Origin of the sequence: Clostridium hominis (genome assembly GCF_014287825.1) — a bacterium.
Lineage (GTDB): Bacteria > Bacillota > Clostridia > Clostridiales > Clostridiaceae > Clostridium > Clostridium hominis.
In genome coordinates this window covers 118,332-137,868 of record NZ_JACOOO010000004.1, presented here as the reverse complement: position 1 = coordinate 137,868, position 19,537 = coordinate 118,332, and the positions used below count along the sequence as shown (strand labels likewise).

Genomic DNA, 19,537 nt, shown 5'->3' with positions numbered 1-19,537 from the left:
AGGAATTATGAAGATTACTCCATAATTTCTACATATTTTTATTTTATATTTATTCTATATTTAAATATGAGGTGATAGATTTGTCAATTAAAAATATATCATTAACTATAAATGATATGGTGTGCACATCTTGTGAAAACAGAATAGAAAAAGAAATTAAAAAGTTAAATGGAGTTAAATCAGTAAAGGCGGACTATAAAACTAGTAAAGTATACATAAAATTTGATGATTTTAATTGTAGTACTTATAAAATAACTGATGCTATTAAGAAGGCAGGATATACAGTTGGGGATAATAATAAAAAATCGTCAGAGGCATTTCCGATGTTAATTATGGTAGCAATAGCAATTTTTATAGTTATATTAGGAAATAACTCAGGTTCATTTAATATTTCAGAATCACTTTCATCGAAAGTAAGCTATGGAGTATTATTTACAATAGGAATTTTTTCTTCGCTTCACTGTATAGGTATGTGTGGTGGAATTATGATTTCTCAAAGTATAACTATAAAAGAGAGTTCAAAATTTGAAAGGTTAAAGCCTTCATTACTTTATAATTCAGGAAGAGTTATTTCTTATACAATACTTGGTGGAATAGTCGGAGGATTAGGTAGTGTATTTTCATTATCTTCATTATCACAAGGTTTTATATCTATAATAGCAGGTATATTTATGGTGATAATGGGATTAAACATTTATGGCTTTAAAGCCCTTAGACGATTTAACATAAAGTTACCGTGGTCAAGCTGTAAGGTGTCAAGTAAAAAGAATACACCTTTTATTGTTGGTTTATTAAATGGATTTATGCCTTGCGGACCACTTCAGGCTATGCAACTATATGCATTATCTACTGGAAGCATAGTTTCAGGAGCTTTATCTATGTTCTTCTTTGCTTTAGGGACAATCCCACTGATGTTACTATTTGGAGTTATATCAAGCTTATTAACTAAAAGGGGGACTAAGAATTTATTAAAGATAAGTGGTGCTATTGTTTTAGTATTAGGTATATCCATGACAAATAGAGGATTAGCAATTTTAGGTGTAGATTTTACATTGGCTTCTGATAATAAAGAAACAACGATAAGTACTAGCGTTGAAAATGTGGCAGTAATTAATGGAGACGAGCAAACAATAAGAATATCTGCAATAGCATCTGGATATTCTCCTAAAACTATATATGTTCAAAAAGGAATAAAAACTAAATTAATAATAGATGGAGATACTTTAACCTCTTGTAATAATGAAGTGATTTTTCCAAGCTTAGATATTAGAAAAAAATTATCTAGAGGTGAAAATGTAATAGAATTTACACCTACTGAAGGAGATATTAACTTTAGTTGTTGGATGGGAATGAAGCGTGGGAAGATAAAAGTTGTTGATGATATAAATTCAATTACACAGGAAGATGAATCTCCTAGTGATTCAGTAGCTGGAACTGAGGAGGTTGAATTTTATGGGATGCCTTTATCTAAAGTTCCCACTTCTAAATTAATAAAAGAAATGGAAATTTTGGATAATGAGCAAGTGATAAATGTAACAGCTGACAAAACAGATTTTGAACCACTTGTTATAGTTGCACAGGAGGATGTTCCATTAACAATTAATTTTGATGTAGGAAACTTATCAGAGATTGATGGAATGTATTATTTATTAGATAGTACACTTAGTAAAGTTATTTCAAAAATTAGCATTGAGGACGGAAAGGGAACATTAACATTAGAAGGATTAGAATCCGGAGAATATGGATTAATAAGAGGAAATAGGATATTTACGATTATTGAAGTTCTATCAGAATCAGACTTCAAAAGTATTGATAAAGAAGTTTTAAGAAAAAAGTATTTTTAAGTTAAAAGGAGAAAATAAATGATTATAAGAAAAAAATATAAAAAACTAATAGGAATATCTTTAGTAGCTTCTACAATTTTTATTTTTGCAGGATGTAGCACAAAGGATGACACAATAGGTAAAGAAAGTGGTACAGAAGAAGAAATATCTTCTGTATCAAATACTCAAAAAACACCAGTTATAGAGGACCTGTCCAAAATAGAAAATCTTAAAAATTTGAAGTTTGAAAAAGATAGTAAAGCTAATTTTCTTTCCTTTGATGAGGTAATAGATTTAATTGGAAGTAAAGGTGAAGTAGTTTATCCAGAAGAAGGTGACGATACATTAAAGGTTATGTATTGGATATACGAAGAGGATGGTATTGAGTATTTTCTAGATACAACATTTTTTATGGACAAGTTAGTCAATATAGAAAGCAGAATAGTTTTAACTTCAGAAATCGTTGATATTAGTTCAAAGTCTTTAGATACTAATTATATAAATGACATTTCTGATATTAAAAGCTATAGTACTTTAAAGGAAATCCTTGGAGAAGGAACTATAGTTATGAAGTATTTTATACCTACTAATGATAGAATTTATATATGGAAGTATAATGAAGAGTTTATTTCGGCATATGTTTCAGAAGAAGATCTAGTTACTTATATTGAAACATCATCAGATGTAAATACATTAATAAGAAGCTCAACAAATTGTCACTAAAATTAATTAAACAATATTTTAAGGCTATATTAAAACCAAGTATATTTTATATACTTGGTTTTGATATAGCCTAATTTATTTTAATAATTCATCATATTATAAGAATTATTCATCATTCCATTTCTATAGCCTGTATTTTCACTTCTATTTCCATGACAATGGTTATACATATCTCTAAAGAACTCTTCATCATCATAATTGTAGTTAGAATTATCGTTATAATTATCGTTTTGACTGCTTAATTGAGTATATCCTAGAGCAGCTCTATTATAAGACATATTATTAACTTTAGCGTTAGCAACCATTGTACCAGCACCAAACATTAATGTTGCCCCAAGAGTTAAACCTATTACTTTTTTAGAAATTTTCATAATTTAATCACCTCATAAATTTTTTGATTATAGATATTATTCTAAATCTAAAATGTGTGGAAATTATGAAGAAGTATTAATATATAAAAAATGTAGGAAACAAAATTAAAGCAGTGAGTAATATATAAATATATATCTATATAATAAAGTTTTCATATGGCTTAAAAGAATATATTCTTCAAACCCTTTATATATTGTATAGATTAATATCTATATAAGGAGGATTATATGGAAAGATGTTATGAAGAAAACTGTAAGATATTAAAGGCTTTAAGTGATCCTAGCAGACTTAAAATAATTGATATTTTATCTTGTGGTGAAAGATGTGCTTGCGAGATTTTAGAGTATTTTGATTTTACTCAGCCAACATTATCCCACCATATGAAAGTTTTAAGTGAGTGTGGATTAGTGGAGAGTAGAAAAGAGGGAACGTGGAACCACTATAGGTTAAATATAACTAATACAAATAGGCTTATATTGTTTTTGATGAATATAGTTACGGAAACTGAAGATTGCATCTGCAAAAGAGAAGAATGTTCATGTAAAGAGAAGAGTTGTTTATGTGAAAAGGAAAATTTATTGTATGTTGAAAAATAATAAAAAGGTATTAAAAGGAGAGGGGATTTTATGAGTAAAATGGTTATTTATGATCCAGCTATGTGTTGCTCAACAGGACTTTGTGGAGTAAGTATAGATCCAGAGCTTTTAAGGATAGCTACAGTTATAAATAAATTAAAAGAAAATGGAATTATGGTAGAAAGGTATAACCCTAATAGTGCGCCACAAGCATTTTTATTTAATCAAACAATAAATCAGATAGTTAATACAAGAGGGATAGAAGTATTACCTATAACTGTTATAGATAATAAGATAGTTAAGATGGGTTCTTATTTGTCTAATAAAGAGATAGCTAGCTTTTTTAATTTGCCAAGTGACTTTTTCAAAGGTATAGAAAAAACTGTTAACCATAAAGTATCTTCAAGTAAAGCTAAAAGAATTAAATAAGGGTTAGGAGATAATAAATGTTTAAAGAATTTGATATAAATAATTTTAACTTTACTAAGTATTTATTTTTTACAGGAAAAGGAGGAGTGGGAAAAACATCAGTGGCTTGTGCTACAGCAGTATATCTTGCTGATAAAGGAAAGAGTGTTATGTTAGTAAGCACAGATCCGGCATCAAATCTTCAAGATGTATTTGATACTGAATTAGATAATAAAGGTGTTAGGATAAAAGATATCCCTAATTTGGTAGTAGCGAACTTTGATCCATTAAAAGCAGCAGAAGAATATAGAGAAAATGTAATAGCTCCTTATAGAGGCAAGTTACCACAAGCTATTATAGACAATATGGAGGAACAACTTTCTGGTTCATGTACCGTTGAGATTGCTGCATTTAATGAGTTTACTAATTTTATCACAGATAAAACCGTGAGTGATAAATTTGATAATATTATTTTTGATACAGCACCAACAGGCCATACTATAAGAATGTTACAATTACCTTCAGCATGGAGTAATTTTATAAAGGACAATACTCATGGTGCATCATGTTTGGGCCAGTTAGCTGGCTTAGAAGATAAAAAGGAAATGTATAAAAAAGCTGTTCGGACTTTAGCTGATAACGAAAAAACAACATTAATATTAGTAGCACGTCCTGATAAATCACCATTAGTAGAAGCTGAAAGAGCATCAAATGAATTAAAGGATTTACAAATAAAAAATCAATTATTAATAATAAATGGTGTGTTAAAAGGAGAGGACGATAAATTATCAGAAGGTATATTTATTAAACAAGAAGGAGCTTTAAAAAATATTCCTAAAGGATTAAATGACTTAGATATATTCACAATTAGCTTAAGACCTTATAATGTCACTGGTATAAAGAATTTAAGATTATTTTTTAATAGTGATATTGTTAATATTAGTTCTGATATTCTAAAGGTTAAAAGTTTAGGGAAATTAAATGATGTAATTGAAGATTTATATAAAGAAAATAAAAAAGTAATATTTACAATGGGTAAAGGTGGAGTTGGAAAGACAACAATTGCAGCTACAATAGCTTTAGGTTTATCTAAAAAAGGTAAGAAGGTTCATCTAACTACTACTGATCCAGCGGCCCATTTAAAACTTGTTTTAGATCAGAGCTGTGGAATAACTTTAAGCCACATTGATGAAAAAGAAGAATTGAAAAAATACCAAGAAGAAGTTTTAAGTAAAGCAAGGGAAAATATGAGTGAAGAGGATATTGAATATATAGAAGAGGATTTAAGATCACCTTGTACTCAAGAGATTGCAGTATTTAGAGCTTTTGCAGAAATAGTAAAGAAATGTGAAGATGAAGTTGTGGTAATAGATACAGCTCCAACAGGCCATACACTTTTGCTATTAGATTCCACTCAAAGCTATAACAAAGAAATTGCTCGTTCAAATGGAGATATACCTGATTCAGTGAGAGAGTTATTGCCTAAGTTAAGAGATAAAGATAAAACAGAAGTAATAATAGTAACTTTACCTGAAACTACTCCAGTTTATGAGTCTATGAGGCTTAAGGAAGATTTAGATAGAGCAAAGATTAACTCAAAGTGGTGGGTTATAAATTCTAGTCTTTATGCGGCAAATACAACTAATATAATTTTAAAAGCTAAGGCAAGTCATGAAATCGAATGGATAAATAAAGTCAATGAGATTTCTAAGGGGTGTTTTGCAGTAGTAGAGTGGAAGCTAGAAGAGCTAAAGGGAAATAAATTAATAGATTTATTATAAATTTTTAGACTGTCTTAAAGCTTTTTGTATGATAAAATTAACTTTAAGACAGTCTAATATAGTTTAGGGGAGATAAGATATGAATAAACCAAAGGTAGCATTTATATGTGTACATAATTCTTGTAGATCGCAGATGGCAGAGGCTTTAGGTAAGCTATTTGGAAATGAAGTTTTTGAAAGTTACTCTGCAGGAACTGAAACAAAGCCTCAAATAAATCAAGATGCTGTGAGAATAATACAAGATTTATATAATGTTAATATGAACCAAACTCAAAAATCAAAATTATTAAGTGATATTCCAGAAGTTGATATAGCTATAAAAATGGGGTGTAACGTAGTTTGTCCATACCTAGCAGCAAAGCATACTGAAGATTGGGGGTTAGAAGACCCAACAGGTAACGAAGAAAAAATAATAAGTTGTGCTTTAGAAATAGAAAGAAAGGTTAAGGATTTAGCGAGAAGGATAAAGAACAAAGAGATATAAGAATACAAGGCCATGATTAGTGGAATTTTAATTTTACATTGCCTTCATGGTCTATTTTAATTTCTTCTATAAAACTTCTTCAAAAAGCTCGTTTATCTTCTCGCTCTAGTTTCATATACTTTTCTTCAAAATCAATATCAAGCATTTTCTTATAAGCTTCTATATCAAATTCATCTTTTAAACTTTCATCTTCAATTATTTTAGATTTATAAAATTTATATTTTTCTTTATATTCTTCTAATGTTATAAAATCATTTATATATAAGTCATTAAGTTTCTTTATTTTATTTTCTATTTCAACCTTATTACTTTTTTTAGGCTTATTTTTCTTTTTAAAGTCATTATCTACTATATAATCATTTAGTTGTAATTTAAATTGTTCAATAACCTTTTTTCAAGTTTTTTTTCACTTATACAACGATTATTATCGCATAATTTTCTATAGTAATTAAAGTTACATCTATAATTAAAGAAAAATTTATCATTATGCTTTGTATTAAATCCACCAATATTATGATTACAATAGCTACATACAAGTAAACTTGAAAATAAATAGACCCTATTAGCTGTATTACTAGAGATATTTCTTTTTAAAAGTAGTTGTACTTTATCGAATCTTTTTTTATCTATAATTGAAGGATAGTAATAGACAATGCCTCTATATTCACCATTGTATAAAGAATTGCTTAACATATTTGAGATAGTTTTATAGGATAAATTAACTCCAATTTCATCTCTTAAAAAATTCATAGTAGCTCTTTTAGATTGATGAGTTTCAAAATGTGAAAAAATATTTTCAACTATGTGTACTGTTTCTTTATCAATAACTAATTTTTTATTTTCTATCTTATATCCTTTAGGAACTTTACCTGTTATAACTTCTTTATTTTTAACTTTATTGTTAAATACAGCCTTAATTCGCTCACTGGTAACTGCTGCTTCATTTTCAGCTACAGAAAGCATTATATTTATATGCAGTTGACCAGCAGCAGTGGAAGTGTCATAATTTTCAAAGATGGTTTTCCAGTGAACTTTATGAGTATCAAGTACATCTTGAATTTTATAATAATTCCTAACTCCTCTTGACCATCTATCTATTTTTGTAAATATAACTAAATCTATTTTGCCTTCTTTTATATCATTAAGTAATCTTTGTAAATTGGGTCTATTTAAAGATGTAGCAGTAAATCCATCATCAATATAGTAATCAATTATTCTATATTGATTCTTTTCAGCATAGTCACTAAGTGCTTGTTTTTGCGCTTCTATAGAATCACCGCGTAGAGCTTGTTCCTCGGTGCTGACTCTCAATTTGTTTTTTATGGAGAGACAAATTTTGATATTACATTTCATAGTTTGAAATTAGAAGAAGGTAGTAAGGATACAGCTTTTACAGAAGCTCCAGAAGATGTAGAAAACAGAATTGAAACTAATACAACTCAAATAACAGCTCAACAAGGGAAAATAGAAGCATTAATTAGTGATACAAGTATAGTTGAAGATGGAACTACTAAAAAGCTTAAGGATACATATGCAAGTTTAAAACTAACTGTAAATGGATTAAATTCAACTGTTGGAAGTCATACAACTAATATTACTAACTTACAAGGTCAAATAACTGCAGCAAACAGTAATATTTCAAGCCTTAGTGGGAAGGTCCAACTAGTAGAAAGTAAACAAGTTACTTTTGAACAAAATTTAAATGGGATATCTCAAAAGGTAGCATCATCAGAAAGTAATATTATTACTCTGAAAGGACAAATGAATACAGCAAATAATAATATAACTGCAGTAACAAACAATCTTGATAACTTACAAATTGGTGGTAGAAACTTAGCTAAAAAAGGATATATAACAGGACACGGTACAACTCCCATTATAGATAGAAATAAATATACTTGGAGTTCTAATAATAACAGTGCTGGATTGCAATTAAATGCCGATATGTTCAAGTCAAACAGGAAATATGTTTTATCTTTTAAAATGAGAAAGGTATCAGGGACTATAAATAGAATAGGTGGACATAATACTCACGGGTATATTAAGGTTTACTTAGATGGAACGTATAATACCAACAATTATCCTGGAGGTATGTTGTATCCACAAGATGAAGAAATACACGAAATTAGAGTTGAGTTTACTGCAACTAATCAAAGCGGAAATAGAAATGTATATATTCAGCCCAATAGAGGAGCTACCACTACACAATATACAGTTAATGTTTGGGATATACAAGTAGAAGAAGGGGATAAGCAAACAGGATATTCTGTACCTATTGAAGATATAGAATCGGATATAACAACTGTAGATACTAAATTAAATACAGTTACAGCAGAGATTACTACTACAAAAAATAAGGTAGCAGAATTAAATACTAATTTAGATGGAATAACACAAAAGGTAAGTTCCACCGAGACCAATGTTACTAATATAAATGCAAGTTTAAATACATCAAAGAATGATATTAGCTCATTAAAGACAGATAATACAACAAATAAAAATAATATATCATCTTTAAATACTCAAATTAGAAACACTAACAATAAAGTGGCCAGTATAGAAACTACAGTAAATGGGATTAGTTCAAAAGTTTCAAAGGTTGAAAGTTCAGTTGCTACTATAAATGGAAATATAACAAGTTTGCAAAATAGAGTTACATCAGCAGAGCAGAAAATAACAGCAGAAGCTATTATAAACACAGTTACAACTTCTAGTATAACAAGTACAGGGAAGATGCTTTATATAGATCCTACTTTCAAATATGGATTAAATGGAGTAAGAGTATATAATAACAGCAATAATGGGGTAGTAACAATTAATAGAATTTCAAAACCTTCTGATTGTCCTACAACTTCAACTCATATATTAGAAATAAAAACTACAGGAACAGGAGCTAATCCTGGTCATGGAGGATTTTATTTCGGTAATCAAACTAGAGCTAATGCTATATTTATATATAAGTTTACAGCTAAAGTACCAAAGGGATTACCAATAGCATTTGCAACAAACTCATTAGGTGATGGAAATAAGCAAGGATGGATAACTGACAATAAAGGGACTGGAAGTTATAAGGAGTATGTTTATAAGGTACAGTGTGGAACAAGTGGAAGTTTTTCAAGTACAGGATTCTTTTATCTGAATGGAGGAACAGCACCTATAACTTGGTACTTAGCTAGTGCAACAGTATATGACCTTAGTGATGTAGGAGATTTAACAGGAGAGCTTAGTTCATTATTTGCTAATGGAGCTGTACTTAATACTGTATCAACAATAACAGATAAAAATGGATTCACTGTAAATAATGGAGCTATAAGAATAAGGGATGCTAGTGGGAATATGATGTTAGAGGGGGATACCAGTGGTAACTTATACCTTAGAAAACTTCTTAATGTTGGTAATGTAGCTAAGTTATCGGCTACAGATGGATTAAGTATTGTAGGAAGTAAAATAGCTATCACAGATAGTAACTTTAATAAAAATGCTATCTATACTGTAATTGGAAATGACAACATATTATTTAAAAATGATCTACTAGGAAGTCCTAAATGGGCAAAGATATATTTCGATGCTGTTGGAAGTAATGGACTTGTGTTAAGTGCAAGTGAAAATGGTAGTATAGGTAGAGTTACTTGTGAAAGTAATCTATATGCGAAAGGTAGTATAAATGTAACTAGAGAGTTAAGTGTTACAGGAACTACTACATTAAATGATAGACTTAATACTAGGGATATTTATGCCAATGGGTGGTTTAGAGCTTATGGACAAAGGGGAATATACTTCCAAGATTTTGGTGGCGGTTGGTATATGACAGATACCACTTGGATTAGAGCATATAATAGTAAAAGTATTTATACTCCTAACACAGTGAAAGCGGGAAATGTATCTATGTCTAATGACATTGTAACAATAGAGAATAATAGTAATTGGAAGGCTCTTAAGTTATTTAGATATAATCACCAAGCTATGTATGGTATAGGGGCAGATAGTAGCTCTTATGCATTCCCAGTAATAGAGTATTGGGCAAATGGGGCAACTTCATACACTTCAAGATTTGAGGTTAAGAGAGAGTTAATATATGCCTATGGAGCAGGAAGTATGAAAGTATGGACTGATAAGAATACTCATGGAGGAATATCTATAGGCGGTGGTTCTGCTGGATATCTTAAGTGGTTAAGAACACATTCTGATATACAATGTAGAAATTACAATGATAGTGCTTATAGCAGAATATGTGCCAGCGTATTTGTGGTAAACTCTCAAAAGAAGGTTAAAGAAAATATAAAGAGCTTAGAAGATAATAAAGTTATTGATATATTAATGAATAATAAGATAAAGCATTATAATTTAATTAATGAAAGGAAAGACATAGAGAAATTAAATTTAGAAGCAAGAGATAGAGGGTATGTATTAGATGATAATATTGTATCGATAGATAATCATATTGGATTGATACTTGATGATCTAACTGATGAAGCTTTGGATATATTACAACCCAGCAGAACAGATGGCATTGATGTTTATGCAATGGTTTCTCTATTATGGCAAGTGTGTCAATATCAACAAAATGAAATACAAAGAATAAAGAAATTAATAGTATAAAAAATAATAGACACAGAATCTAAAGCAGTATGTATAAGTTAAACCTGTATCTATTATTTGATGATTAAGATGTAGTAAGTAGATTGAAAACTACATCTAAAGTTATAGTATTAAATTTTAAATTACAATAATATTATTATCAAATAAAAATAGTAATATACATTAAATTAAATAAAAAAGAGAGTCTATTAAGTAGGCTCTCTTTTCATTACTTATTAAGTTGTAATAGCCTAGCTTTATTAAAAAAATTACAATTTTTAAATAAAGCTAATGAAGAATATTGTACAGAGACTTAGATATTAATAAAAAAGTATACAGTAATGTTATGTACTGTTTCTATAAATTTATTCAAAAAAAAAAGATGTAGAAAGGAGTATATAATCTACATCTTATAATAATATTAGGTGTGCAAATAAGCCTCTGATAGGTTGCTATATTGATGCCTAATACAAGAAGCAGCAACCTATCGTATATAAAAAGAGGAATTTAAATAACCTCATAAGTATTTTATGAAAAAATCAAAAATATATTCAAAGGAGAATTAAGTATGTTAAATGGAAATTTGTTAAGTATTTTACCAGTTTCGGTAGTAGGATTATTATTATTTTATTTTTTATGTAAGTTCATAGATTTTGGAACTGGACTATTAAAAACATGGAAAAATAAGAGAAAATATAAGAGTAGGATAATGGCTGATGGTCTAATTAGATGGATTGCAGAGCTATTAGGAATAGTATTCGTAACAGGATTAGACATGATATTAGGATTACAATTTGTTTTATGTGGATTAACATTGAGTTTATTTATATATAAAGAAACTGGATCAATTTGTGAGAACTTAACAGAGTGTGGAGTTCCACTACCAAAAGCAATAAAGGAAAGATTAGAGATATTTAATACCAATAAAGATTCATTACAAAGATTTGATGAAAATAATATAACAGAATATGTAGATTAACAAAGAGCCGAAAGGCTCTTTTTATATTAAATAAAATAATTAGAAGGAGATGGTAATATGCTACCAATACAAAGAAAAATAAGTTCGTACAATCATTACAAAGGAAATAATATAAGGTATATAGTTTTACATTATGTTGGAGCTAAAGGAACTGCTAAAAATAACGTAGATTACTTTTACAATGGAGACAGACAGGCTTCGGCACACTACTTTGTAGACGATATATCAATTTGGCAAAGTGTTGAAGATTATAACGGAAGCTGGGCTGTTGGAAATACAAGAACAGAAGTTAATAATAAGAACTCAATAAATATAGAAATGTGTTGTCCTAATCCACAGTTATTAATAAGTGAAAAAACTGAAAGTAATACAGTCGAATTAGTTAAGTATCTAATGGATAAATATAACATTCCAATCAGAAATGTAAGAACACACTATGAGGTTAGTGGAAAAACAAAGGTTTGCCCTAATTGGAACATGAATAATTGGAGCAGGTGGAATAGTTTTAAGGAGAAGTTATCTTCAAATAGTTCAAATACAAATAATAATGTAAATATAAATAAAGAGGAGAGATGTAAAATGAAATATGCAATTTGTTATACAAACGACGTTGATGAAAGAGCAGCAAAGTATTTAAGAGACTACTTAGGAGAACAAGCACAAATATTTGATGCTAGAATAAAAATGAACTGGAAAGGCTTTGCAGAAAATCTAATAGCAGTAGGAGGAGATTCTACTCCAATGGGCTTTAGTGGTTATACTACTCATAGAATTAAGGGAGATACTAGATATACAACAGCTCAAAAGGTCTTAGATATTTGTCTAGGAAAAGGTAAATTAGATAATTATAAAGTGAAATAGTTAAAAGGCTAGGGTTCCGTAATTGGAGCTCTAGCTTTTTTTATTTTATAGACAAATTTACCAATTTTATTGTAAAATAAAAGAAAAAGAACTCGAAATATGACTGCTAATCAATACGAGTTCAAACGTCAAATATATCTATTAAACATACTTCTATTATAGCATATATTTGATGAAATACAAAGAGAATAGGAGTAATTATGAATTTATCAGATGTAAAAAAACAAGGTATTGAAGTTAAAGAAAAGTTAAAAGAAATAAAAGATATAGTAGAAGAGCTAAAGAGAAGTACCAATATTATAAGTAAATGGATTAGGAGTAGTACGGATATTATTTTGAGAAATGATATAAGTGGAGGATATGAGCCAGCATTAACTAAGTCTAAAGAGTTAAAAAACAGTACTACTAATTCGTACAAAGAGTATATAAATAGTTTAAGAAAAATAAATTTTAGAAAATCTTATTTTATAATAGCGGAGTTAAAAGATCAATATATATTCTTTGGATTAAATATATTTATAGATGATTTCTTATTATGTACTGATTTTATTCATGAATTAACATCTTGTACAGAAGAAGAAAGAACTTCACAGTTATTGATAGATACATACAATACTATAATAAGAACAATAAATCAATATAATTTAGTACTTAGTAATATAAATCAAGTTGAATTAATACAAAATAGTTTAATAAAAGATAGATCAGATGATGGTAGTTTGAAAATTAGATTAATGAATGAGAATGACAATGTTACATCACTAATAGAAAATATTTCATTAATAAACTCTATATATACAAATATAAATATGTTGATAGGGGAAAATGAGAAGAAATTAAAATTTACAAGGGTTGAATCAGGATCATTGGAAATATATGTTGCAGGATGTATTACCACTATTTTAACGATTAAACCTATACTGGAATTTGCTTACAAAATATATGCAGAGCAATTTAGTAGAAAAGCTAGATTAGAAGTAGAAATCAAAGAATTAGAGAAAGTAGAGAAGCAGATAAAGGTAAGAGGTGAATATTTAAAATTAATTAAAGAAGCGGAAGAAAGTAAAGAAATAAAGAGGTTAAATGAAGCGAACAATGAAAAAGTGTTAAATGTTTTAGGAAATTTAGAGAATGATGTAAGCAAGCTATTTAGCTTGAATCCATTTATAACAGTTGATGATAGAGAACTAGGAATAAAGGAAATGAAAGATAAAGTAATCCCAATAAAATTATTGAGAGCAACAGAGCTTAATAGAGAGCCTATTGAGGAATTAGAAACAAATTAACATAGAAAGAGGTGAGAGTTATGACTATATTAAGAATAAGGATTTTTGTTACAAGAATACAAATATATTTATTTAAAAAAATGATATTCTTACCTCGAAGAACAAAGAGTAGTATAGCTAAAAAACTTATTAATGATATTAATATTATAAGTAACGAAATGGTTTGTAAGAAAATAATATAATTTTTTTTGATAAGGATGTAAAAAAGCACCTAGATTACTCTAGGTGCTTTCTTTTGCAGAGAATTAAAGTTTAACTACATACTCATCTCTCCCAAGAACTTTAACTTCTACACCATTAGATTTTAATAAGTCAATAAACTTATCAATAGTTTCTAAAGAAGAAGAATCTACATTTATGATTAATTCACCGTTAGTATTTCTGTTCATATCCTCAATGCTCCCCTAAAAGTAAATCATTAATTATTGTCGAAAAATAAAATAATATCAGATGGTTTGTCGAAAATGTTGATAGTAGAACATATATCGTCTAATATAGTAGTGCAAATATTTAAAGGAGGAGGGGTTAGCGAATGGCAAAGATGACACAATGTAAAAGTTGCTCGAAAGAAATAGCGGCTAAGGCTAAATTTTGTCCAGGTTGTGGAGCAAAAAATAAAAAACCAATATACAAAAGAGTTTGGTTTTGGATAGTAATATTTTTTATACTAGTTGGAGCAATAGGAGGAGCAGGTGGTAATGATTCTATCGCAACTAGTAGTGGAACTAGTAATTCTAGTGTAGAATTAAATCAAAACCAAAAGGTAGAAGACAAGGTAGATGATAACGTTCCAAGTGAATACAAGTCTGCTTTAAAGAAAGCTAAGTCATATTCCAGCACTATGAACATGTCTAAAGCGGGGATATATGACCAGTTGACATCAGATTATGGAGAGAAGTTTAATGTTGAAGCTGCTCAATATGCTATAGATAATTTAGAAGTAGATTGGAATGAAAATGCATTAAAGAAAGCAGAGTCATACAGTAAGACTATGGATATGTCTAAAGCAGGTGTATATGATCAATTAATATCAGAATATGGAGAAAAGTTTACGGCTGAAGAAGCACAATATGCTGTAGATAATGTACAAGCCAATTGGAACGAGAACGCTTTGAAAAAGGCAAAATCATATCAAGAGACTATGGCGATGTCTCCAAGCGCAATATACGACCAACTAATTTCAGAATATGGTGAAAAATTTACAGAAGAAGAAGCACAATATGCTATAGATAACTTAAATTAATAAATTATAAGTATGTAAGTTATTGTGTTGAAAAATTAGATATTAAATTAATGAAACTACCGTATTATTCAAATGAATATGCGGTAGTTTTTATTTTAAAACTTAAAAAGCTCTGTTGTAACACAGAGCTTTTCGAGAGTATTGAAGCTTGATAACTTTAAGCTAAAATAGCTTAGGGACTATTAACGAAGAAAGTAAATAAAAAATACTATTTAGATTATAGACACTAAATAAAAGGTTTATTCATTATAAATAAAATAAACTTACAACTATTTATCCAAGTTTCTTTTAGCTTCTTCATACTGCTCTTGAGTAAAAGTAATATGATTTTCCTTTAAAACTTCTACAGACCTATCTAGATTTATTATTTTTTCACCTGGCCTCATCTTGAAAGGATTGTTTATATCTTTTAGTTTCAAATTATGTATCTTTATTACCATAGATATTTATATTATGTATTATATATGTATTTAATTAAAGTTGATTGTAAGAAATAAAAAACTAGATACTAATTAAAGTATCTAGCTTTCTTTTTTGCAGAAATTAAAGCTTAATCACATACTCGTCTCTCCCAAGAGCTTTAACTTCCACATTATTAGATTTTAATAAGTCAATAAATTTATCAATAACTTTTAAGGGTGAATAATCAATTTTTGAGATTAATTCACATTTAGTGTTTACGTTTTTGATAAAAATATGCATTTAAATTTTATTTATATATCAAGAAAGGAATTTATTAAAAATATTACAAAAAAATATGTAACCTATTTATTAAATTCTACATAGTATATAATAAATAAACTTTAGAGGAGGATTAAAAAATTGAGTACTAAGGATAATTTAATAAGAAATAATAAATATGCTAAGGCATATATAGTACCCCAAAGGTATGAAAATTTACTTCCAGCTCATACTGCTTTAAAAATAGGAACAATTTTTAGAGATCTTTATAGACCTTATGTAGAAAGTGAAAAATAAATTATTATAGGGGTGATATTATGAATGAAAATGAATTGTTATATAAAATTATGAAATATATTTTTTCTGCAGTTGAACTAAATTTATATTTAGATAACTTTCCAACAAATCAAAAAGCTATAGATGATTACAATGAACTTTCTAGAAAGATAGGCTTTTTAGTTTGTAAATATGAAAAATGCTATGGACCATTAACTAACTTTGGTACTGCTTCAATTGAAAATCCTGAAAAGTGGACATCTAATCCATGGCCTTGGGAAAATAAATAAGGGGGTGTAACTTAATGTGGTATTATATTAAAACACTAGAATATCCAATAAATTTAAAATCTAAAGACTTGAAAATGGCAAAGTTTTTGATGTCTCAGTACGGGGGACCAGATGGTGAATTAAGTGCAGCTCTTAGATATCAAAATCAACGTTATACAATGCCAACTGGAAAATCAAAAGCATTATTAACAGATATTGCTACAGAAGAGATGGCTCATGTTGAGATGATTGCTACTATGATATATCAATTAATGTCTAACGCTACTAAAGAAGAATTAGTTGCAGCTGATTTAGGTGGTCATTATACAGATCACGGTAGAGCTTTATATTACGCTGATGCACAAGGAAATCCATGGACTGCAACCTATATTCAAGCTAAAGATGATGTTGTTGCTGATCTTCATGAAGATATGGCTGCTGAACAAAAAGCAAGGGCAACTTACGAATGGTTAATTAATCTTACTGATGATCAGGATATAAAAGAAATTTTACGTTTCTTAAGGCAAAGAGAAGTTGTACACTTCCAAAGATTTGGAGAGGCATTAATGGATGTACAAGATAAGTGTAATAAAACTTCTGACAAGGCTTATTATGAAGAAGGTTTATATATTCCTAATAGAGATACAGTATATTATAATAATTCTTCAATTATATAATCTAATTAAACAATAAAAAAGTTAATATGATTAAATAATAAGTACCTTCTGTTTATTAAGTAAAAAATAATAAATAGAAGGTACTTTTAATAAAATTAAAGGAATTTATTTCGATAGTAATTAATAAGATTTTTTACTTTAAAATTGAATGGTTATAGATTGAATATTAATAATTAAAATTTCAAATAATAAAATTGATAAAATATATTTGAAGGTAATGTTAAGGTTTGAACACAAAAAAACAGTTATTACATGAGGTTAAAGTTGAAAGACCCAATCCACAATATGCTGTATTAATGCAAGAACAATTAGAGGGAGGAAATGGTGAGCTTAAAGCAGCAATGCAATATATTTCTTAAAGTTTTAGAATAAAAGACCTTGAAATTAAAGACTTATTTTTAGATATTGGAGCAGAAGAGTTAAGTCATATGGAAATGGTTGCTCAAACTATTAACCTATTAAATGGCCATGATGTTAATAATAATGAGGTTTGTAATGGAGAAATACAAAAGCATGTACAATGTGGACTATCACTAGTTCTTATTAATTCATCAGGGGCTCCTTGGACTTCAGATTATGTAACTGTAACAGGTGATTTAGTAGCTGACTTACTATCTAATATTGCATCTGAACAAAGAGCAAAGGTAGTATATGAATATTTATATAGACAAATAGAAGATAAATAAGTGAGAGCTACTATAGATTTTCTGTTAAATAGAGAAGAGGCTCATAATGACTTATTTAGAGAAGCACTAAATAAAGTTCAAAAGAGTGGATCAAATAAAGATTTTGGAGTTACAGAAGATTCAAAATTATACTTTGATTTATCAACACCTGGGCCAAAACAGTAAGCTCCAAACCCTACTCCACCTTCATTTGGAAATCCTAGAAGATAAATTAGATTATTTCATATGAATATTATCTTACTATCTCAACTTTAGGTGAATAAATTTATTCGTTTTAGAAAATAGTAATAGTGAAATTATTAGATTGGAGGAAACATAATGGCAAACTTAAATCAATTAGAATTACAAAACTTACGTCATTTAATTGGAGCTCATTGTACAATTGAGAAAAAGCTAGAGTTTTATTCTCAACAATGCACTGATCCAACATTAAAGAATATGTTGGCTAAAGATGCGCAAGATGCAAAAGCAAGTAAAGAAAAGTTAATATCTTTTTTGAGTTAGGAGGATAATAATATGCAAGAAAAAGAAATGATAAGTGATTATCTTGCTGGATTAAATGCAAGCTTAGCAGGATATGGAGGAATAATTGCTCAATGTGAAAATGAAGAGTTACGTTCTACAATTAAACTTATGAGAGATCAAGATGAGATACGTCAATATGCTCTTTTCAAAGTGGCTAAAGAAAAGGGATACTACATACCAGCTCAACAAGCAACAAGTACTGAGATTGCTACAGTTAAGCAACAAGTTTCTCAAGGATAATAAATGAATCTAATATCAAGAATTTAATATTAAAAGGTAATGTTTTAAGTTAAACAATAATTTAAAGATGTATTAATATACCGTATTATTCAAAATGAATATGCGGTATTTTTTGCAATTCAAAAAGCTCCGTAGCACAGCGGAGCTTTAAGGTAATATTGAAATATAATAATTCTAAGCTATAATAGCTTAGGGGGGATTAACGAAGAAAAATAACATCAATCATCTAAAATTATAGACATAGAATAAATTGTTTATTCACTTTAAATAGAAGAATTTTCAACATTTCCAATGTTGATATATGGTACTATATATAAGATGATAAATTTATTACTAATTAACCCTTACCAACAGGAAAGTCAGATGAAGAGCTTGTTAAGATAGCAAAAACTATTGAAGCTAAGGTTAATGACTTGGCAGAAAGAATTAAGATGAATAATTTATAGAAACTTTTGAAATAAAGTGCGAAGAACTTTGGGGAAAAGTTTGACTTTTCACCTGTGAGCTTCGCTTAGCCTTTATTTATCAAACAATAATTAAATCATCCTCATGCATCATATAGTCTATTAACATATAAAGACTTGCTAAAAATGTTGGTTCGTATTCTTCTATAAATTCAAGATATTTAGCTTTAAATGAAAAGAATGAAGTGACCATGCCTAAGTTTTTTTCATCTTTATAAATTAAAATGCTATTATCTTTTTGTCGTTTAATTTTAAGAAGACCGTATGGAGTTTCAACTTCCATAATATCTATTTGAGGTGGTCTTAAGGCAAACTTTTGTAAAGTAGTTCTTTCAGGAGTTTTAGCGTAAGAAAAAGTTGCAGTTGCAATTTCATCTTCTTTTTGATAAATAATATATTTTATTGAATTTGCGCAGTTCCAATCTTCATTTTTTGAAGGAAGATTTATTATATCTGTTGTAAAAACTATATTACCATCTTTATCTATGATATTTTTGGCTGGACCTAAGAGTTCTTTATTTTTAATTTTAGCTACAATAATACCTTGCTCATCAGCAATAGACCATCCAAATAATGTTTTATTAAATTTTAATTTCATTAAAAACC

General features: G+C 28.5%; 21 protein-coding genes and 2 pseudogenes. 18 read left to right on the top strand and 5 right to left on the bottom strand.

Annotation, left to right across the window (positions count from 1 at the left end; genetic code table 11):
• The first annotated feature begins 80 nt into the window (after nt 1–80).
• Nucleotides 81–1,844: an urease accessory protein UreH domain-containing protein gene (locus tag H8S20_RS02505; protein ID WP_032119729.1), complete on the top strand. Its 1,764-nt coding sequence runs from the start codon at nt 81–83 to the stop codon at nt 1,842–1,844.
• A gap of 18 nt (nt 1,845–1,862) precedes the next feature.
• On the top strand, nt 1,863–2,546 hold the full coding sequence (locus tag H8S20_RS02500; RefSeq protein ID WP_032119728.1) for a hypothetical protein: 684 nt from the start codon (nt 1,863–1,865) through the stop codon (nt 2,544–2,546).
• 80 nt (nt 2,547–2,626) lie between these two features.
• On the opposite strand, the gene H8S20_RS02495 is transcribed toward H8S20_RS02500, so the two are convergent.
• Entirely contained in the window at nt 2,627–2,917 is a 291-nt protein-coding gene (locus H8S20_RS02495; RefSeq protein WP_032119727.1) for a hypothetical protein, read from the bottom strand.
• Nucleotides 2,918–3,145: 228 nt separating this feature from the next.
• On the opposite strand from H8S20_RS02495, the gene H8S20_RS02490 reads away from it, so the two are divergent.
• The 4 genes from H8S20_RS02490 (at nt 3,146) to H8S20_RS02475 (ending at nt 6,166) form a co-directional block, all read left to right on the top strand.
• Nucleotides 3,146–3,514, top strand: coding sequence for an ArsR/SmtB family transcription factor (locus H8S20_RS02490; RefSeq protein WP_042282094.1), 369 nt, complete (start codon nt 3,146–3,148; stop codon nt 3,512–3,514).
• Between the two features lie 30 nt (nt 3,515–3,544).
• Nucleotides 3,545–3,922 carry an arsenite efflux transporter metallochaperone ArsD gene (gene arsD, locus H8S20_RS02485; RefSeq protein ID WP_032119726.1) on the top strand — a complete coding sequence of 126 codons (378 nt, stop codon included), beginning with the start codon at nt 3,545–3,547 and terminating at the stop codon, nt 3,920–3,922.
• Nucleotides 3,923–3,939: 17 nt separating this feature from the next.
• Nucleotides 3,940–5,682, top strand: coding sequence for an arsenical pump-driving ATPase (arsA, locus tag H8S20_RS02480; protein WP_032119725.1), 1,743 nt, complete (start codon nt 3,940–3,942; stop codon nt 5,680–5,682).
• Nucleotides 5,683–5,761: 79 nt separating this feature from the next.
• Entirely contained in the window at nt 5,762–6,166 is a 405-nt protein-coding gene (locus tag H8S20_RS02475; RefSeq protein ID WP_032119724.1) for an arsenate reductase/protein-tyrosine-phosphatase family protein, read from the top strand.
• A gap of 360 nt (nt 6,167–6,526) precedes the next feature.
• On the opposite strand, the gene H8S20_RS02470 is transcribed toward H8S20_RS02475, so the two are convergent.
• Nucleotides 6,527–7,477, bottom strand: a complete 951-nt coding sequence (locus H8S20_RS02470) for a recombinase family protein (RefSeq protein ID WP_186859222.1) — start codon at nt 7,475–7,477, stop codon at nt 6,527–6,529.
• A 45-nt stretch (nt 7,478–7,522) separates the two neighbouring features.
• Here H8S20_RS02470 and pilV point away from each other — a divergent pair, with 45 nt between their 5' ends.
• The 5 genes from pilV (at nt 7,523) to H8S20_RS02445 (ending at nt 14,052) form a co-directional block, all read left to right on the top strand.
• Nucleotides 7,523–10,765 carry a shufflon system plasmid conjugative transfer pilus tip adhesin PilV gene (gene pilV / locus H8S20_RS02465; RefSeq protein WP_186859221.1) on the top strand — a complete coding sequence of 1,081 codons (3,243 nt, stop codon included), beginning with the start codon at nt 7,523–7,525 and terminating at the stop codon, nt 10,763–10,765.
• Between the two features lie 547 nt (nt 10,766–11,312).
• Nucleotides 11,313–11,723: a phage holin family protein gene (locus H8S20_RS02460; protein WP_032119722.1), complete on the top strand. Its 411-nt coding sequence runs from the start codon at nt 11,313–11,315 to the stop codon at nt 11,721–11,723.
• Nucleotides 11,724–11,780: 57 nt separating this feature from the next.
• Nucleotides 11,781–12,584 (top strand): peptidoglycan recognition protein family protein, encoded by an 804-nt coding sequence (locus H8S20_RS02455; protein WP_051986961.1) that lies wholly within the window; start codon nt 11,781–11,783, stop codon nt 12,582–12,584.
• Nucleotides 12,585–12,784: 200 nt separating this feature from the next.
• A complete protein-coding gene (locus tag H8S20_RS02450; RefSeq protein WP_032119721.1) occupies nt 12,785–13,870 on the top strand; it encodes a hypothetical protein in 1,086 nt (361 codons plus the stop codon).
• Nucleotides 13,871–13,890: 20 nt separating this feature from the next.
• On the top strand, nt 13,891–14,052 hold the full coding sequence (locus tag H8S20_RS02445) for a hypothetical protein (RefSeq protein ID WP_186859220.1): 162 nt from the start codon (nt 13,891–13,893) through the stop codon (nt 14,050–14,052).
• A 63-nt stretch (nt 14,053–14,115) separates the two neighbouring features.
• On the opposite strand, the gene H8S20_RS02440 is transcribed toward H8S20_RS02445, so the two are convergent.
• Nucleotides 14,116–14,259 carry a hypothetical protein gene (locus H8S20_RS02440; RefSeq protein ID WP_186859219.1) on the bottom strand — a complete coding sequence of 48 codons (144 nt, stop codon included), beginning with the start codon at nt 14,257–14,259 and terminating at the stop codon, nt 14,116–14,118.
• 143 nt (nt 14,260–14,402) lie between these two features.
• Between H8S20_RS02440 and H8S20_RS02435 the strand changes: the two genes are divergently transcribed.
• Entirely contained in the window at nt 14,403–15,113 is a 711-nt protein-coding gene (locus H8S20_RS02435; RefSeq protein WP_032119720.1) for an Ltp family lipoprotein, read from the top strand.
• Between the two features lie 269 nt (nt 15,114–15,382).
• On the opposite strand, the gene H8S20_RS02430 is transcribed toward H8S20_RS02435, so the two are convergent.
• The gene (locus tag H8S20_RS02430) at nt 15,383–15,532 is read right to left on the bottom strand and encodes a hypothetical protein (protein WP_186859218.1); all 150 of its coding nucleotides are present in this window, start codon (nt 15,530–15,532) and stop codon (nt 15,383–15,385) included.
• A 403-nt stretch (nt 15,533–15,935) separates the two neighbouring features.
• Between H8S20_RS02430 and H8S20_RS02425 the strand changes: the two genes are divergently transcribed.
• From H8S20_RS02425 to H8S20_RS02400, 6 genes and pseudogenes are all read left to right on the top strand, one after another.
• A complete protein-coding gene (locus tag H8S20_RS02425) occupies nt 15,936–16,091 on the top strand; it encodes a spore coat associated protein CotJA (RefSeq protein WP_096902926.1) in 156 nt (51 codons plus the stop codon).
• 20 nt (nt 16,092–16,111) lie between these two features.
• Entirely contained in the window at nt 16,112–16,360 is a 249-nt protein-coding gene (locus H8S20_RS02420; protein ID WP_032119719.1) for a spore coat protein CotJB, read from the top strand.
• Between the two features lie 14 nt (nt 16,361–16,374).
• Nucleotides 16,375–16,932, top strand: a pseudogene (locus H8S20_RS02415) (manganese catalase family protein); the annotation flags it as partial.
• Nucleotides 16,933–17,243: 311 nt separating this feature from the next.
• Nucleotides 17,244–17,867: pseudogene (locus tag H8S20_RS02410) on the top strand (manganese catalase family protein).
• 153 nt (nt 17,868–18,020) lie between these two features.
• On the top strand, nt 18,021–18,206 hold the full coding sequence (locus tag H8S20_RS02405; protein ID WP_032119718.1) for a hypothetical protein: 186 nt from the start codon (nt 18,021–18,023) through the stop codon (nt 18,204–18,206).
• A gap of 12 nt (nt 18,207–18,218) precedes the next feature.
• Nucleotides 18,219–18,467 carry a spore coat protein gene (locus tag H8S20_RS02400; protein ID WP_032119717.1) on the top strand — a complete coding sequence of 83 codons (249 nt, stop codon included), beginning with the start codon at nt 18,219–18,221 and terminating at the stop codon, nt 18,465–18,467.
• Between the two features lie 525 nt (nt 18,468–18,992).
• On the opposite strand, the gene H8S20_RS02395 is transcribed toward H8S20_RS02400, so the two are convergent.
• Entirely contained in the window at nt 18,993–19,529 is a 537-nt protein-coding gene (locus H8S20_RS02395) for a hypothetical protein (RefSeq protein ID WP_186859217.1), read from the bottom strand.
• Nucleotides 19,530–19,537: the final 8 nt, after the last annotated feature.

Coding starts and splice junctions, on each gene's coding strand:
- H8S20_RS02395 (WP_186859217.1), bottom strand. CDS start 19,529: ATGAAATTAAAATTTAATAAAACATTATTTGGATGGTCTATTGCTGAT.
- H8S20_RS02500 (WP_032119728.1), top strand. CDS start 1,863: ATGATTATAAGAAAAAAATATAAAAAACTAATAGGAATATCTTTAGTA.
- H8S20_RS02400 (WP_032119717.1), top strand. CDS start 18,219: ATGCAAGAAAAAGAAATGATAAGTGATTATCTTGCTGGATTAAATGCA.
- H8S20_RS02450 (WP_032119721.1), top strand. CDS start 12,785: ATGAATTTATCAGATGTAAAAAAACAAGGTATTGAAGTTAAAGAAAAG.
- H8S20_RS02445 (WP_186859220.1), top strand. CDS start 13,891: ATGACTATATTAAGAATAAGGATTTTTGTTACAAGAATACAAATATAT.
- arsA (WP_032119725.1), top strand. CDS start 3,940: ATGTTTAAAGAATTTGATATAAATAATTTTAACTTTACTAAGTATTTA.
- H8S20_RS02455 (WP_051986961.1), top strand. CDS start 11,781: ATGCTACCAATACAAAGAAAAATAAGTTCGTACAATCATTACAAAGGA.
- H8S20_RS02440 (WP_186859219.1), bottom strand. CDS start 14,259: ATGAACAGAAATACTAACGGTGAATTAATCATAAATGTAGATTCTTCT.
- H8S20_RS02435 (WP_032119720.1), top strand. CDS start 14,403: ATGGCAAAGATGACACAATGTAAAAGTTGCTCGAAAGAAATAGCGGCT.
- H8S20_RS02475 (WP_032119724.1), top strand. CDS start 5,762: ATGAATAAACCAAAGGTAGCATTTATATGTGTACATAATTCTTGTAGA.
- arsD (WP_032119726.1), top strand. CDS start 3,545: ATGAGTAAAATGGTTATTTATGATCCAGCTATGTGTTGCTCAACAGGA.
- H8S20_RS02490 (WP_042282094.1), top strand. CDS start 3,146: ATGGAAAGATGTTATGAAGAAAACTGTAAGATATTAAAGGCTTTAAGT.
- H8S20_RS02460 (WP_032119722.1), top strand. CDS start 11,313: ATGTTAAATGGAAATTTGTTAAGTATTTTACCAGTTTCGGTAGTAGGA.
- H8S20_RS02495 (WP_032119727.1), bottom strand. CDS start 2,917: ATGAAAATTTCTAAAAAAGTAATAGGTTTAACTCTTGGGGCAACATTA.
- H8S20_RS02420 (WP_032119719.1), top strand. CDS start 16,112: ATGAATGAAAATGAATTGTTATATAAAATTATGAAATATATTTTTTCT.
- H8S20_RS02405 (WP_032119718.1), top strand. CDS start 18,021: ATGGCAAACTTAAATCAATTAGAATTACAAAACTTACGTCATTTAATT.